This window comes from Thermodesulforhabdaceae bacterium (genome assembly GCA_037482015.1).
Lineage (GTDB): Bacteria > Desulfobacterota > Syntrophobacteria > Syntrophobacterales > Thermodesulforhabdaceae > JAOACS01.
Map to the genome: position 1 here is coordinate 48,596 of JBBFKT010000003.1, position 15,564 is coordinate 64,159.

The 15,564-nt window shown below is 44.7% G+C and carries 12 protein-coding genes; 6 read left to right on the top strand and 6 right to left on the bottom strand.

From position 1 onward, the window contains the following. Window positions 1-66: 66 nt before the first annotated feature. Window positions 67-585, bottom strand: coding sequence for a response regulator (locus tag WHS38_05655; protein ID MEJ5300458.1), 519 nt, complete (start codon window positions 583-585; stop codon window positions 67-69). Between the two features lie 257 nt (window positions 586-842). On the opposite strand from WHS38_05655, the gene WHS38_05660 reads away from it, so the two are divergent. Beyond that, window positions 843-2,336 carry a sigma 54-interacting transcriptional regulator gene (locus tag WHS38_05660; protein ID MEJ5300459.1) on the top strand — a complete coding sequence of 498 codons (1,494 nt, stop codon included), beginning with the start codon at window positions 843-845 and terminating at the stop codon, window positions 2,334-2,336. A 4-nt stretch (window positions 2,337-2,340) separates the two neighbouring features. Here WHS38_05660 and dacB read toward each other — a convergent pair whose 3' ends face one another. The 5 genes from dacB to WHS38_05685 all read right to left on the bottom strand — a co-directional run bounded on the left by dacB (window position 2,341) and on the right by WHS38_05685 (window position 8,425). Further along, window positions 2,341-3,909 (bottom strand): D-alanyl-D-alanine carboxypeptidase/D-alanyl-D-alanine-endopeptidase, encoded by a 1,569-nt coding sequence (gene dacB, locus WHS38_05665; protein MEJ5300460.1) that lies wholly within the window; start codon window positions 3,907-3,909, stop codon window positions 2,341-2,343. 24 nt (window positions 3,910-3,933) lie between these two features. Then, window positions 3,934-5,241, bottom strand: a complete 1,308-nt coding sequence (aroA, locus tag WHS38_05670) for a 3-phosphoshikimate 1-carboxyvinyltransferase (GenBank protein MEJ5300461.1) — start codon at window positions 5,239-5,241, stop codon at window positions 3,934-3,936. Between the two features lie 19 nt (window positions 5,242-5,260). Continuing rightward, window positions 5,261-6,127, bottom strand: coding sequence for a shikimate dehydrogenase (gene aroE, locus WHS38_05675; protein MEJ5300462.1), 867 nt, complete (start codon window positions 6,125-6,127; stop codon window positions 5,261-5,263). A 49-nt stretch (window positions 6,128-6,176) separates the two neighbouring features. Continuing rightward, window positions 6,177-7,304 (bottom strand): prephenate dehydratase, encoded by a 1,128-nt coding sequence (gene pheA / locus WHS38_05680; protein ID MEJ5300463.1) that lies wholly within the window; start codon window positions 7,302-7,304, stop codon window positions 6,177-6,179. Window positions 7,305-7,393: 89 nt separating this feature from the next. Beyond that, a complete protein-coding gene (locus tag WHS38_05685; protein ID MEJ5300464.1) occupies window positions 7,394-8,425 on the bottom strand; it encodes a 3-dehydroquinate synthase II in 1,032 nt (343 codons plus the stop codon). 209 nt (window positions 8,426-8,634) lie between these two features. On the opposite strand from WHS38_05685, the gene WHS38_05690 reads away from it, so the two are divergent. From WHS38_05690 to WHS38_05710, 5 genes are all read left to right on the top strand, one after another. Beyond that, a complete protein-coding gene (locus WHS38_05690) occupies window positions 8,635-10,491 on the top strand; it encodes a menaquinone biosynthesis decarboxylase (GenBank protein MEJ5300465.1) in 1,857 nt (618 codons plus the stop codon). Beyond that, complete coding sequence (gene mnmG, locus WHS38_05695) at window positions 10,472-12,466, top strand: tRNA uridine-5-carboxymethylaminomethyl(34) synthesis enzyme MnmG (GenBank protein ID MEJ5300466.1); 1,995 nt, start codon at window positions 10,472-10,474, stop codon at window positions 12,464-12,466. Before WHS38_05690 ends, mnmG begins: the two co-directional genes overlap by 20 nt. An 82-nt stretch (window positions 12,467-12,548) precedes the next feature. After that, the gene (locus WHS38_05700) at window positions 12,549-13,034 is read left to right on the top strand and encodes a hypothetical protein (GenBank protein ID MEJ5300467.1); all 486 of its coding nucleotides are present in this window, start codon (window positions 12,549-12,551) and stop codon (window positions 13,032-13,034) included. Window positions 13,035-13,139: 105 nt separating this feature from the next. Then, complete coding sequence (locus WHS38_05705; GenBank protein ID MEJ5300468.1) at window positions 13,140-14,861, top strand: reprolysin-like metallopeptidase; 1,722 nt, start codon at window positions 13,140-13,142, stop codon at window positions 14,859-14,861. Window positions 14,862-14,963: 102 nt separating this feature from the next. Next, a complete protein-coding gene (locus WHS38_05710; GenBank protein ID MEJ5300469.1) occupies window positions 14,964-15,503 on the top strand; it encodes a hypothetical protein in 540 nt (179 codons plus the stop codon). Window positions 15,504-15,564 lie beyond the last annotated feature (61 nt).

Below are 15,564 nucleotides of genomic sequence, written 5' to 3' on the forward strand. Positions count from 1 at the left end.
TAACCAAGGTTGATATACATAACTGACTTAGTGTTCCTAAATCCACAGAAAATAGCAACAGTTCCATCAGCTATCTAGGTCCTCAGACTCGCCATTCTTGCTTGAGGACTCTCCCTCGCTCAACACTCCTCTTGCATATTTATCAAGGTTAGCTTCGGCAAAGGTTATCCCAACTAAGGCCCTTTCTAACTTCTCTTTCCACCCGGCTTTTTTCCGTCTCTTTATGCCGAGAACCTTATATATCTTCTCAACAAGCTCCACCACATCAAAGGGAACAAAGATATCATCCCTAGCTCCAAAACGCATTGCTTCAATCGACAGGCTGGTAAGCTTTTCAGGAACCATAACAATTACGGGAATCTCCGGTTTTGTACGGTTTATCTTCTCCACAATTTCTATATCTTGATACCTAGTCCCAGCAGAAACCCCAACAAGAGCAACATCCACAGATCTGGTTAAAAGAGCTTCGTTAAGCTCTGTTTCATTAGAAACTTCCAAAACTCCAAACCCGGACATGGTCATAAGCTGACGAACAATTCCTTTCCTGAAATCATGATCCCTCTCAACCAAAAGAACTGTGATCATCTCGAATATACTCCCAACGCTTGAAAGTTTCTACTCCATCGACATTACACATTTAGAAAGGCAAGGACAGTGCCAAAACAGGTAGGGGCAAGGCATACTGTACCACTATACGTGTAACTTATATAGTATCTTTACAATCTCTTTCGAATACTCTCTTTTTCATCTTGACTCTGCAGCCTGAATCTTTTAGAAACAAAATGAAACTATTTTATATCGACCATAATGATACACAAAGATACTTTTGAAGGAAATCAGTTATGAACAGTGCTGAAGATAATGTCCTAGAAGTCCTTAGAGATGAAGTTACTCTTCAGTCCATCCTCGATGCTATATCCCTTGGTATAATGGTGGTTGATCAAAACAGACGGCTATCTTTCATGAACCGAGCTGCTCAGGTGCTTACTGGGATGGATCCATACATGTATAAAGGTATTCCCTGCAGATACATACTAAGAGGAACCTGGTGTGTCCAAAAATGCCTTGCTCTGGAAGCACAAGAAAATTCTTTTACTGTAGTAAGAGAGGGAGATTTTATAAATCGAGAAAGACAAAAAATTCAGGCTCGTTTATCTTGCACCCCCTTAAAAAACAGCCTTGGCGAAATTGTCGGATTCCTGGAAGTTATAGAAAATTTAAAAACTTCTTCCAACTCTTTGTCTTCCGATATACCATTAAGGTTCAGCCGTTTCGTAGCTAGAAGTTCTCAAATGGAGCGCATATTTCAAATTGCTCAAGGTATAGCTCAAACCGATTCTTCCGTCCTGATAACGGGCGAAACAGGCACAGGCAAGGATCTTCTTGCAGAGGTCATACACGAAGCATCGCCAAGAAGCAAAGGTCCTTTTGTAAAAGTCAACTGTGGTGCTCTTCCTGAAACTCTCCTGGAATCAGAACTCTTCGGGCATGAAAAAGGCGCTTTCACGGGAGCTACTCACGCAAAACCCGGGAGATTCCGGCTTGCTCACACAGGCACCCTGTTCCTTACCGAAATAGGCGATCTGCCTCTTTCCCTCCAGGTCAAACTCCTATCTTTTCTTGATGATCGAGTCATTTATCCCCTTGGAAGCACAAAAGGCGTTCCAGTCGATGTCCGAATTATCGCCGCAACTCATCGAAATCTTCAGGAAATGGTAAGAGAAGGCAGATTTCGTGAAGACCTCTTTTATCGCCTCAATGTGGTTCGCATTCATATACCACCTTTAAGAGAAAGACCCGATGATATTAAGCTACTTCTATATCACTTTTTGAAGCATTTTTCTGCGGAATTTCGTAAACCTATCGAGAATTTCTCTCCGGAGACGCTATCATTTCTTCTATCCTATTCTTACCCTGGCAATGTGCGAGAACTTAGAAATATCATCGAATACGCTGTGAATATCTGCACAGAACAACAAATTAAAATCTCTAATCTTCCATCCTACCTAACTGAAGCCAGTGTCACAGCTTTTGAACCAACCCCAAGTCAGGATAAAAAACCAGTCCCAGTAGAACCATTAAGAAATGAGACTTTCCCACCTAAGGAACCTCATCCCCTTTCAGTTCCAGACTCACAGGATGATACATTTTCCCCAAACCCCTCGATACCTCTTGAAATACCCCCCAATCCCAGGTGGGATGATGTTGAACGTGCAATGATTATCGATGCTCTCATAAAAGCCAAAGGCAAACGAAGCAAAGCTGCACAAATTCTAGGTTGGGGAAGGAGCACTCTATGGCGGAAAATGCGCCAGTATAATATTGTGTCTTCCTAGCGCGTCAGGGCATTTTCTTCAAAGCCATCACCGATTTCCACACAAACTTATCCATCGCTTGCCTCACCTTCCAGGTTGCCGAGACATTGTTACAGATGTAGGTCACTGCAAACGGCGCAGCATTGTCATTCCAGAAAACGTAACCCGAAAACCCTACAGCGTTAGCAAGAGTCCCGGTTTTGCCTTTAACCCTGAAAGGCATCCCAGCCCAGTGGCGTTTCAAGGTTCCTTCCCTGCCACTTTCTGCAAGAGAAGCTAGGAAGGGCGTTTGGAAAACCGGATCTCGGTAAAGATACGAAAGTGCAGCACCAAATGTTGCCGGGCTTGCCTTAGTTGTGTAGCTCAGTCCAGACCCCGAATCCAGATAAAACTCCTGAGAGGGAATGCCTATTTCCTGCAAAACGCCAGCCACCACCCTTGTTCCCTTTTCTCTGGTTCCAGGCGCCCCCAGCACTTCTCCACCCAGGTGACGAAGAAGCATTTCAGCCATAAAGTTATTACTGTGACGGTTGATACCGTGGAGCACATCAGCCAGAGTAGGTGTTCGGCACGAAAATAGTGTGGTCACCGATTCTTCTTGAACCGACACAGGTCTTCCCCCAAATCGCACTCCACCAGCCATAAGAAGGTTCTTTACTCCCCCGGCAATTACCCTGGAAGGATCACTTAGCTTTACTGAAAAAGTCTTGCCACACTTATCTTTAATGGAGATTCTTCCGGCGAGCACCCCAACAAGATTTCCAGATTCAGAAACCAGCCTGAAGGACAAAGCCGTCCCCTGCTTTGCCGATACTGTTTTTGCACTATTCCTGATAGGTATCGGCACGCTCCAGGATTCTCCCCAGGCAACGTTAGGCTTATCACCGACTTTTGCTCCTGGATAGACTGTGACAACCAGGTTATTAAAATCAACCGCCACCGCTGAAATGGTGGGATTATATGATCTGTAGCATTTTCCATCCAGGCAGAGTTGTTCAGTCGAGGGAGAGAAAAATCTCTGATCCACAATAACATTTCCCTGTATTGTCTTCACCCCCGTGGAAGTTACAAAAGTCTCGATACAACTTTTCACATCTCTTGAAAACCACAAGGGATTGCCATTGCTGAACACATAGAGATTTCCGGGAATCACTCCCCCCTGCGGCTTTTGTCCTCGTAGTTCCACTTTAAACACATGATTAGGTCCCAACTTCTTAAGCGCGGCAAGCGATGTCAGAACCTTAGTAAGAGATGCAGCAACCAGTGGAACATGGTTATTTTCGGCGAAAACAACATGTCCATCAGGAAGTCGTCTAATTTCGATTCCACAAACTCGAGCGCTTCCTCCAATTTCAGCCTTTGCCGTCGCCCATTCGCGAGAAAATATCTGTGACGCCACCGGGCTAAAAAGAGCATTTTCCCCTGCCCAGGCACATACATTTAGAGCCAGCACGAAAAAAATGGTCAAAATAGCCAAGGCGTTGGTAAAAACTTTCCTTTCTGTGTGAACAACGTATGAGCTATCTTTCGAAGAAACACAATGAAATGCGATTTTCCCTCGACATAGGAGTAAGAACGCAGAATGACAGTGCATATACACGTATTCCCCCCTCCCTGTTTAAAATCCATATACAAACCGTTCCCAAACGAACCAGTATTCTGGAAAGGATTTCTTTACCACATCTGGATTCTTTATTCGAACTCCCGGAATCTTAAGCCCTGCAAGTGAAAAAGCCATGGCAACACGATGGTCATCATAGGTTTCAATATCTGCTCCTTTTTTTGCCGTCCCTCCGTAGATAACAAGAAAATCCTCGCCTTCCTCCACTCTAACGCCAAGCTTTCCTAATTCTGAAGCTACCGCCCTTAAGCGATCGGATTCCTTAATTCTGAGATGACCTACTCGACGAATAACGGTCTTCCCGGACGCAAAAGCCGCAAGAACCGCAAGAGTCGGCACCATATCCGGCATGGCATTCATATCAACATCAACAGCTAAGAGTTCTTCAGGTCCTACTACTGTAACTGACCGTTCATCTCGAACAATAGAACACCCCATAGCTGAAAGAACCTTAAGAAATTCAGCATCGCCCTGATAACTCTCCCGAAAGACTGGTTCCGTGCGCACCTCCCCACCCGTTAAAGCCGCCGTCGCCCAGAAATAGGAAGCCGAGGAACAGTCACCCTCTACTGTGAAAGTTCCAGCTGTGTAGGTCTGTGGAGCTGGGATGAGAAGCTCGTTATAACTCAGTTCCCTGATTTCTATCCCTCGCTCCTTCATCATCCTGAGCGTCATGACAACATAAGGAAAGGAAGCAACAGGTTCAAGCCACTTTACTATCACGTCAGAAGAAGCTCTGGGAGCGGCTATCAAAACCGCCGAAAGAAACTGGCTACTTTTTCGAGCATCCACCAGGACATGACCACCATTAAGCCCCTGCGAAAAAACTTCAACCGGCGGATAACCATCCTTTTCGAGGAAGCGGCATCTTACTCCGAGCTGGCTCATCGATTCGGCAACGGGTCCAACAGGGCGTTCTCTCATCCGAGCCGAACCATCAAGCACAAAGCAACCGCGAACTGCTCCCAAAAACCCCAGAAGAAGACGCATGGTTGTGCCGCTATTTCCCACAAAAAGACGAACAAGCTCGGCATTTGATTTCCTCTCATTCACAGGAAGAGGAGAAATACGAAGCTTTATTTCTTCTTTCTCCAGAATCCATTCAAGTTTACATCCCAACTGTTCCAGAGCCTGTGCCGTATAGAGTGTATCTTCTGAGCGAAGAGGATTAAGAATAGTGCTGGGTCCATCAGCAAGAGCCGCCATGAGCATTGCTCGATGAGTCATAGATTTTGAACCAGGAAGAGAAACTACGCCAGAAACTTTATGGTCACAGGGGATAATTTCCTTAACTATATCGGTCATTAGTAGCCCCTTTCCAATTCTAAAAAGTGCCTGAAATGGCATCCTCCAGAGCTTTTCTCATGGCTTCCAGAGGCGCCGGAATGCCAAACCACCACTCAAACTGAGCAACTCCCTGATAAAGTAACATATCCAGGCCAAATACTACTGTGGCGCCACGCTCTTTCGCTTCCCGCAGAAAAACCGTCCATCGTGGAGTATAAACCACGTCCATAGCCACCACGCCGGGAGCAAAAAGTGCTGGCGGAACAGGGGAAGATTTTTCATCGTATCCGGTCATCCCCACGGGCGTGGTTTGAATAATCACATCCCAGGCGCCGGCTTGAAAATTCCCCAGCTCATTTAATGGCACGGAGTTGCAGGAAAAATCACGGCAGAGATTTTCAGCTTTCCCAGGAGTTCTGTTGGAAACTGTAACTTTCATGCCCATCTTCTTAAGAGCGTAACAAACTGCCCTGGCAGCTCCCCCTGCCCCCACCACAAGGGCTCTCTTCCCAGCCCAGAAACCATCCGGGAATGGCTCTACTTTCTGAGATGAAACTGCTGTCTCTAGAGATCTTACCACTCCGATCCAGTCAGTATTCCTCCCCTCCCAACCTTCATCAAGACGCTTAAGAGTGTTCACAGCCCCTATAACTTTTACTTCCTGATCAACATTTACAATAAATTCCATTACTCGTTCCTTATGAGGCACCGTAACGCTTAAGCCATCAAAGCCTACTCTGGCTAAAATCGGCAGATCCTCTTTGAGGTCTGTAACTTCCATTGCCAGATAGCGGCAATTCAACCCGCATACTTCGAAGGCTCGATTCATCATTACAGGGCTGAGGCTGTGCCCAACCGGAGAACCTATGACCCCAAAGAGTCTTTCCTGAGCCGGGCGGATCATATGCTACTCCCTATAAGTCCTTGGAAAGTCGTCCTTTCCCAAAGAACAATTAAGTTTCGGTTCTGACCATTTCACCGTGAACTCTTACAGGCTCGTCTATGGAAGCCTTTGGGTAAGAACCCAAAACTTTAAGTATTGATACATTACGCTCCATCTCCTCCAGGGCTTTACTAACTAAAGGATCCAGCCGATGTCCTTCAAGGTCAACAAAAAACAGATAATGCTTTGGGAGCCTTCGGTTGGGCCTGGACTCTATACGGCTCAGGTTTACGCCGTGTTTTGCAAAAGGCTCCAGAGCCTTATAGAGAGTCCCCGGGGTGTGGTAGATAGCAAACACAATGGAGGTTTTATCGTTTCCTGTTGGTTCCGTCTGAGCTCTACCGAGAGCCACAAATCTTGTAACGGCTCCCGGATAATCGGCAATATTTTGAGCCATAACATAGAGGCCGTAATGGCGAGCTGCGAATAAATTACACAGAGCGGCTGTTCCTGGAGAAGCTTTTTCCTTACAACGCATTGCAGCTTCAGCAGTGGAGGCGCATTCCACATAATTTACCGATCCCACATGCTCCGCAAGCCACTTCCTGCATTGATTCATAGCTCTTGGGTGAGCATAAACTTCCCTGATAACAGAAGAGGACTCATCCGCCACAGCCAGCACATATTCCATAGCAACATAGCTCTCCCGAAGGATCGAAAGATCGTAATCAAAGAGAAAATCCATCGTCACACCAATACTTCCTTCAAGGGAATTTTCTATGGGAACAACGGCTATGGAACAAAGATTGCGGAAAGCTGCATCAAAAACGTCAGAAAGTGTAGGAAACGGAATATATTCGACACTGTTTCCGAACATAAATCTGGCAGCGACGTGTGAATAGGTCCACTCGGGACCGAGATAAGCAACGCTTAAAGTGTATTGTAGAGATCTAGAAGCGGCGAATATTTCTCTATAAATGGATCGCAAAAAAGTCGGTTCTAAGAGCGGCTCCTTATTCGAAACAACAAGTTTTTTGATTAACGCTTCTTCGCGATCAGCGTCAAAAAGAGGAAGCCCTTCCTTTCTTTTAACTTCGCCGATAGCCTTAGAAAGTCTCATTCTTTCGGCAAGGCATTCCAATATACGTTCGTCAACTTCATCAATAAGCCGGCGTAACTTCTCCAGTTCTTCACTCATCACAACTTTTCCCTTTAAGAGTTATAGTTTTCCACCACGAAATTTCTTGCTCTTTCCGAGCCAGTTAGTCAACTGTCATAAAAATTGATCTACTTTTCGGAAATCGTTTCTTCAACGGCAATTCCAAAATGACGCCCCGGGACATCAGTCACAACAAGGACTCGGTCTCCCTTTTTTAATTCCACAACCGAGATAGGTTTCCCCGATGGACTAACGAGCCGTATAGTTTCGGCATTTTGCAAAATGAGGCTTCCTTTTTGGGAGGTTCTTACAAGAGAAAGTCCATCATCAGATTTAGAAGCAAGCTGAGCCTTTATAATAAGAAGTGGGCGACGCTCAATTTTGACTCGTCCAACCGCTGCTTCTTGAGCTTTACCATCATGCGAAACCACCAGAACAGGATCTCCCGACCTCAGTTCCGCAAGATACCTTGTTTTTCCACCGGGAATGCGGGTGTAAGCATGAACTCCTCCGGCATTTACCCGGAAAGGTCGCGGTGCCGCGTAAGGGTTTTCTATCGTCTCGCCATGCACCAAAAACAGAAAAGAGCTCGTATCTCCCACAAGAAGCCCCTCGCCCGGCCCAAGCATCATAGCCATATCAACACAGACTCTATCACCAAGCCCAACAGGTTCAACCGATGTTACAACGGCTTCCTGTATCTGAAATGTTTCTCCCATGCCTTTGACAAGACTGGCAATCCCTCGCAGAATGTTCGGATCATCGGTTTCCACCAGAACGCCGGAGACGCCTTTCTCGAGAATGGTTAGAGCAAGCCGAGTTTCATCAAGACTACGCACCCCCAGGAGTAGCTTTCCTCCCGCAGCAACCAGGTTTTCCACCGCGATAATGTTCCAATCTGGCTGGCGTAAACATACAATACCATGCCTGAGACGCTCCAAAATTCTTAGCATATCTTCGGAAGATTTTATTTCCTCAAAGAAAACGTCCTTTCCCGGTGCGAGATCGCCATTTGAAGATACGACAGTTATACGTCCCAGTTCTTTTATGCGACGTGTGAGTTCTTCGGGACTCACGATGCCATCCACACCCAATTCAATAGCCGAAGTAACAAGGTCATGATCCCATTTTCCCAGGAAAAGCCACATTAGCTTTGCCATAACTTCTTACGTTCCCCTTTTAATTATGCTACCGAGTAAAAGAAAACTATTGCCGTTATGTTCTATACCACGACTAACACTGGTGTAAAACCATCTCCTGGAAAAAACCCTATAGATTTTTAGGTTTTCGTTTGGACATAATCCGGCTATTTTTCTAAATGAAAAAGTTAGCGGATGAGAAAAATTAAAACCAGAATGCAGGGAAAGAAATGACACAGAGCTGGTACAGAGATCTTCACGCTTTTGTCGAAGCACTAGAAAAATCTGGAGAGCTTTTGCGAATTAAAGCTCCAGTATCTAAGGACCTGGAAATTACAGAAATTACCGACATCGCATCCAAGGCTCCGGGTGGGGGTAAGGCTTTACTTTTTGAAAACGTCGAAGGTTATTCCGTCCCCGTGCTTACAAATGCTTTTGGTAGCGAACGGCGCATCTGTATGGCTCTAGGAGTGAAAAATCTTGAAGAACTCGCAGAACGAGTGCGAAGTTTTGTAGAATTCGGAGCTGGCAAAAAACCGGGTTCCTCCTTGAAAGCCATTAAGTTGGGCTGGGAAGCTATTAACTTCTTTCCTCGCCGCTACCGTGGAGGACGTCCTCCCTGTCAGGAAGTGGTTTATCTGGGAAAGGATGTGGATCTTTCCAGACTTCCCGTTCTAAAGTGCTGGCCCAGGGATGGAGGACCTTTTGTGACACTTCCTGTGGTCATAACAAAAAGCCTTAAAACTGGAAAACGCAATGCTGGCATGTATCGCCTTCAGGTTTATGATCGATCTACAACGGGTATGCACTGGCACATTCACAAAGATGGTTCACATTACTATCAGGAATACCGAGAAGCTGGATTAAAAATGCCGGTTGCTGTAGCTATTGGAACAGATCCTGCCACAACCTATGCTGCTACGGCTCCTTTACCTAGAGGAATAGACGAAATACTTTTTGCTGGCTTTATAAGGCGAAAACCGGTTCCAATGGCAAAATGCCTGACTGTTGACCTTGAAGTGCCTGCCTATGCTGAAATTGTTCTGGAAGGATATGTGCCGCCCGATGAATTGAGAATAGAAGGACCATTTGGAGACCATACCGGCTACTACTCCCTTGAAGATTTTTACCCTGTCTTCCATGTGACAGCTATAACTCATAGAAAAAATCCCATTTACCCGGCGACCATCGTTGGACGGCCACCAATGGAAGATTGTTATATGGCAAAAGCGACCGAGAGGATCTTTCTTCCGCTTATTCAAATGATTCTTCCAGAAATTGTTGATTACTGGCTTCCCTGGGAAGGGGTTTTTCACAATATCACCATTGTTGCCATAAAAAAGGAATATCCAAGACACGCTCACAAGGTCATGAACGCCTTATGGGGTCAGGGGCAGATGGCTTTTTGCAAAGCCATTGTGGTTGTTGACCATAATGTAGATTTGAAAAATCCTGCTGAAGTATTACGACACATTCTGAACAATGTGGACTTTGATAGAGATCTTTTACTTTCGGAAGGCATTCTCGATGTCCTGGATCACAGTTCCCCCAATCCTTTCTATGGCTCAAAAATAGGCATTGATGCTACCCTGCCCCACAAAGAGGAATCTCAAAGAAGACTACCAGAAGGCACACAAAAAACTCTTTCCAGAAACGATGCTCTTGTAATTCTTCGAGAAATAAGCTCAAATATAACTGACTGCTTCGCTCCGGACTTTAACACCCGGCATTCTGTTCTTCTCGTTGAATATTTGTCAGATGACACTTCTACGGGACATCGTCCCTGGCAGATAGCTCCGGTTATTCTGGAACATCCCGATTTACAAAACTTTTCTGTTTTCGTTATCTGCGACAAAGGAATAAATTTAAAAGACGGTTCTATGGTCCTGTGGAAAATCTTCAATAATGTGGACCCCAAAAGGGATATTATCGTTAAGGAAGGCAGAATCGTTGTAAATGCTACAAAGAAAGGTTCACAGGACGGGCACACTCGCCCCTGGCCAGAGGACATAGTTATGGACGAGGATGTCCGCAAAAGAGTCAGAAGCCGAGCAAAGGAGCTCGGAATTGAAATATTCTTACAGTAAGGAAGGTGACAAGAAGGAAATGGAGCGACAAAAGGAGTTGTCAACCGAAAGACAGCAATCTCATTATAAGTATGATGTTATTGTAGTTGGAGCTGGACACGCTGGCTGTGAAGCAGCTCTAGCGGCTGCTCGTATGGGTTGTCGCACACTAATTCTTTCTATTTATCTCGACACCACTGCTCACATGCCCTGTTCGCCATCCATTGGAGGTATTGCAAAAGGTCATCTCGTAAAAGAGATAGATGCGCTTGGTGGTTTAATGGCAAGAGTGGCAGATCAGACGGCCATACAGTTTCGGATTCTAAACACCAGAAAAGGTCCTGCTGTGCGAGGCACACGCACTCAAAACGACAAAGTGCGATATCGAACTCTCATGAAACACGTTATCGAAAAAACCGAAGGAATTGACCTCAAACAGGCGCTTGTTGAAGAACTGGTGGTTGAAGATGGAGCAATTAAGGGAGTTATTGATCAGATTGGGGTCTTTTACGAAGCTCCAGCTGTTGTGCTGGCTACCGGGACGTTTCTTCACGGGTTGATTCACATTGGAAGGCGACAAATACCCGCTGGGCGAGCGGGTGAGTTTCCATCAAACCGCCTCGCCGATCAGCTTCAGGCTCTGGGGTTTGCTCTGGGACGGATGAAAACAGGGACTCCAGCAAGAATACATCGCCGAAGCATTGACTTTTCCAAGTTCGAACGGCAGGTCGGGGACGAAAATCCAAAGCCTTTCTCGCTCTTTACCGATCGCATTGTGCTTCCACAGGTTGAATGCTACATAGGTCGAACAACTAAAGAAACCCACCGCATTGTCAGAGAACACATACATCTTTCACCGCTTTATAATGGAACGATAAAAGGAGTTTCAGCCAGATACTGCCCTTCGCTCGAGGACAAGGTCATGAAGTTTTCTCACAAGGATTTTCATCAGATAATTCTGGAACCTGAAGGGCTCGACACGGAAGAAATCTACGCAAGCGGGACCGGAAATTCCCTTCCCTATGAAATTCAGATGAAAATCATCCATTCAATTCCAGGACTTGAGGAAGCCGAAGTTATGAGACATGCTTACGCTATTGAATACGACTTCGTTCAACCCACTCAACTCTTCCTGACTCTAGAGACGAAGCTTGTGAGAGGTTTATTCTTTGCGGGGCAGATTAACGGGACATCAGGCTACGAAGAAGCGGCTGCTCAGGGATTGTGGGCAGGAATAAATGCGGCGCTTAAAGTGCAGGGACGGCCGCCTTTTATTCTGGATCGGTCAGAAGCTTACATGGCTGTTCTTGTAGATGATCTGGTCACAAGAGGAACCAATGAACCCTACAGGATGTTCACATCGAGAGCCGAATATCGTCTGCTTCTTCGAGAAGACAATGCCGACTTGAGACTTCTTGAAAAAGGCTATCAGCTAGGGCTACACGACCTGAACACATACAAGGAACTTCTAGAAAGAAGGGAGGAGATAAAACAAGAAGTTTCCAGGTTAAAAACCACGATAGTAGTTCCATCAAAGGAGCTGGCGGCTTTCCTTGAGGAAAGGCAATCGGCGCCGATTCAGGAACCGACAAGCCTTGATAAACTTCTGAAACGCCCTGAGCTTACTTATGAAGATATTTGCAAAATCTCTCCCCCACCAAAGGAGCTCTCTGAAAGAGTCAGGGAGCAAGTTGAAATTTCCTGTAAATATGAAGGCTACATAAGGAGGCAGGAAGCCGAAGTTAAGAAATTCAAAAACCTGGAAAGCATTCTCATTCCAGAAAATTTCTCCTATAAAGGCATTCCCGGACTTTCGAATGAACTTATAGAAAAACTTACCGCCATTCGACCTCGCTCTCTTGGGCAGGCATCAAGAATCCCCGGCATGACCCCGGCAGCTCTGTCCATTTTAATGATTTACATCCGCAAACAGTCTGCTCCTTCTGGCAAAGAATCCCTACCTGAGGAAGAAGAAAATTCCATAGCCGCCGTTTGAATCAAACAAAGAGCATGACTTAGTGTGGCTAGGGTAAAGATCTGGTAAAAACTGCTAACACCAAAGAAAAGGAGAAAAAGCCATGAAGGCCTCTAGAACGCTTATCTTGGTAGTGATAACTTTGCTTGCCATCACTTTTTATGCTCATAGTTTAAGAGCACAAGCAGTAGAAGGTTTTTTAGTGAATATTTCTACTCGGGGCTATGTAGGAACCGGAGATAATGTTATGATTGCTGGTTTTTGTATAGCAGACCAGCCTCTTACCGTGATAATAAGGGCTTTAGGACCAAGTTTAAGTGCCTGGGGAGTTTACGGAACCCTGGCAGATCCAATGTTTGAAATTCGTTCGCCAAGCGGAGCTTTGCTTTACCAAAACGATGATTGGGGAAACGACCCAAGCGCTTCTTTCTTATTACAACTAGGAGTTCAACCATCTAGCGCAAGAGAAGCAGCAGCTATCGTTACGGCAAATCCTGGATGTTATACGGTTATAGTCAGAGGTGTAGGTGGAAGAACTGGAGTTGCTCTCATTGAAGTTTACGATATTACGGAATTTTTGTATTTCTAAGATAAACCTATTTCGGGGGCGACCAATTAGACAATCGCCCCTATACTCTATTGCATACTTTATTTGAATTTACCAACAAAACCAAACACAGGAGCTAGAGAGATCATGAAGTTCATTCTTAGAACCTTATTGATCACTGTTATCGTATTGTTAACTGTCATACCTTACGGTCATGGTGAAAATAATCTACCCGTCTTGCTTTACTCCGTTTCCGGTCACGCTCAATTCCCCAAAGGAACTTTGGCGGATCCTACCCCAATTCCCAAAAATGAATACGCTATTGTGGATATTAACCAACTAAAGTCTTTAAAACCAAGTGATAAAGTCCTAGTAAATATAGGCAATGTCAACACAATAATGGATACAAAAAGTATCCAGAAAAGATCTGACGGCATAACTTGGTTGGGAATCCCAGAGAATTATTCTTCCTGGGACTATCTTCTTTTAACAACATCTGGAGACTATGTTTTTGGAACACTCCAAGCTGGATTGAGAATAATTAAAATTACACCATCGCAAGCTACAGGGCTCGTGGAATTAAATGAACTTAATCATGCCCTTGAGATGCCAATTGGAGACGACGTTAAAATTCCCTCTTTTCCTCTCAATGAATCCTCTCCTTACGAAAAGGACTCGCAAAATATTTTAGACAAAATCCCCGTAATAAAGCCTCCCAAGACCGAAGATTCTTCAAGTTCCACAACCGTGGATGTAATGGTTTACTATACTCCCGGCGTTGTAGCTTATTACGGTTCTGAAGGGGCCACTCAAGCAGCTATTCAACATTTTGTAGATCTGACAAATCAGGCTTACGCAAATAGTCAGATTCCTCTCCAAATTCGATTAGTTTATAAACATCAGATTTCATACACTGACGATGGAGATCCATGTCAGATTCTTGACGAGCTGACCAATGCCAGCGGGATTTTCTCAGAGATGCCTTCATTGAGATCTAGATATGGAGCAGACCTTGTAGTTCTTCTTAGAAGATTTAACAACTCCACGAATAATGCTTGCGGATGTGGATGGTTATTACCATCAATGACCCAAAAAGATTGGATGGCTAACCATGCAGCATTTTCGGTAATTCAAGTTGGTAATTCGGCTGATGGAAGTCCTTATTACTGCTCCGATTTTGCCTTTTCTCATGAATTAGGTCACAACCTTGGCTGCCAGCATGATCGAGCACATGCAAGAAGCCAAGGAATTTTTTCTTACTCTTACGGATACATCAACCCTTCGAACATCTGGGGAACAATTATGGCTTACCACTCATCAAGAATCCCTTTTTTTTCAAACCCTCGAGTTACTTATCGAGGGGAACCTGTTGGTGTAGATCGTAGTAGCCCAAACTCGGCTGACAACGCCCTAACAATAACCCAGACAAAAGATTTCGTAGCTTCGTATATGTCAACCAGTGGTGGTGGAATAGATGGAACATTAATAAACATCTCCACCCGAGGCTACGTAGGAACCGGGGATAATGTTATGATTGCTGGTTTTTGTATAGCAGACCAGCCTCTTACCGTAATAATAAGGGCTTTAGGACCAAGTTTAAATGCCATGGGTGTTTCTGGAACTCTAGCAGATCCAATGTTTGAAATTCGTTTGCCAAGCGGAACTCTTCTTTATCAAACTGACGATTGGGTAAACGACCCAACCGCTTCTACTTTATTACAACTAAGAATTCAACCACCCAACCCAAAAGAAGCAGCAGTTGTCGTTACGGCATATCCTGGATGTTATACGGTTATAGTAAAAGAAACAGGGGGAAGAACTGGAGTCGCTCTTGTTGAAATTTACGATATTAGCCCATTTTTGAGATGAACCCATTTTTCGGGAGCGCCCAATTGGACACTCCCTTTAATTTCCAAGCTTGGAATAATGAAAATCAAACAAGACATTACGAACTTAAAAATGGAGGCATGTATGACGCATAATTCTATTATCCTATACCGAGTGGATAATTCCGACAGGTTAATTTTTGTTAACGAAGAGTGGTTTCGTTTCGCAGAAGACAACGATGCTTCACATCTTGCATCGCCCTTCATTATTGGAAAAAGCTTGTGGGATTTAATTACTGACCAGGAAGTAAGAGCAATATACTCAGCAATTTTAAGCCGAGTTAGACAAACGGGAAAACCTATATCCTTCAACTTCCGATGTGATGCCCCCTCGTGCAGGCGATATATGCTGATGACTATCCTGCCTGTGGGTAAAGGAATTGTAGAATTTCAAAGTAGGATCTTAAAGATCGAGTATCGCAAACCCGTTCGTCTTCTCCTAAAAAATGTGTCGCGAGAAGAAACTTTTATTGTAGTGTGTAGCTGGTGTAAGCGAGTTAAAGCAAAAGAAGACCTCTGGTTAGAAGTGGAAGAAGCTATCAACATGTTAGATCTAATGACGAAGCCTAAACTGCCAAAAATAAGCCACGGAATATGCCTGGACTGTTATAAGAATGTGATCTAGGGGTTTATGTCGGAATTACATCAATAAACCTGCAACATATTGAAAAAATTGGGTAAGTCTT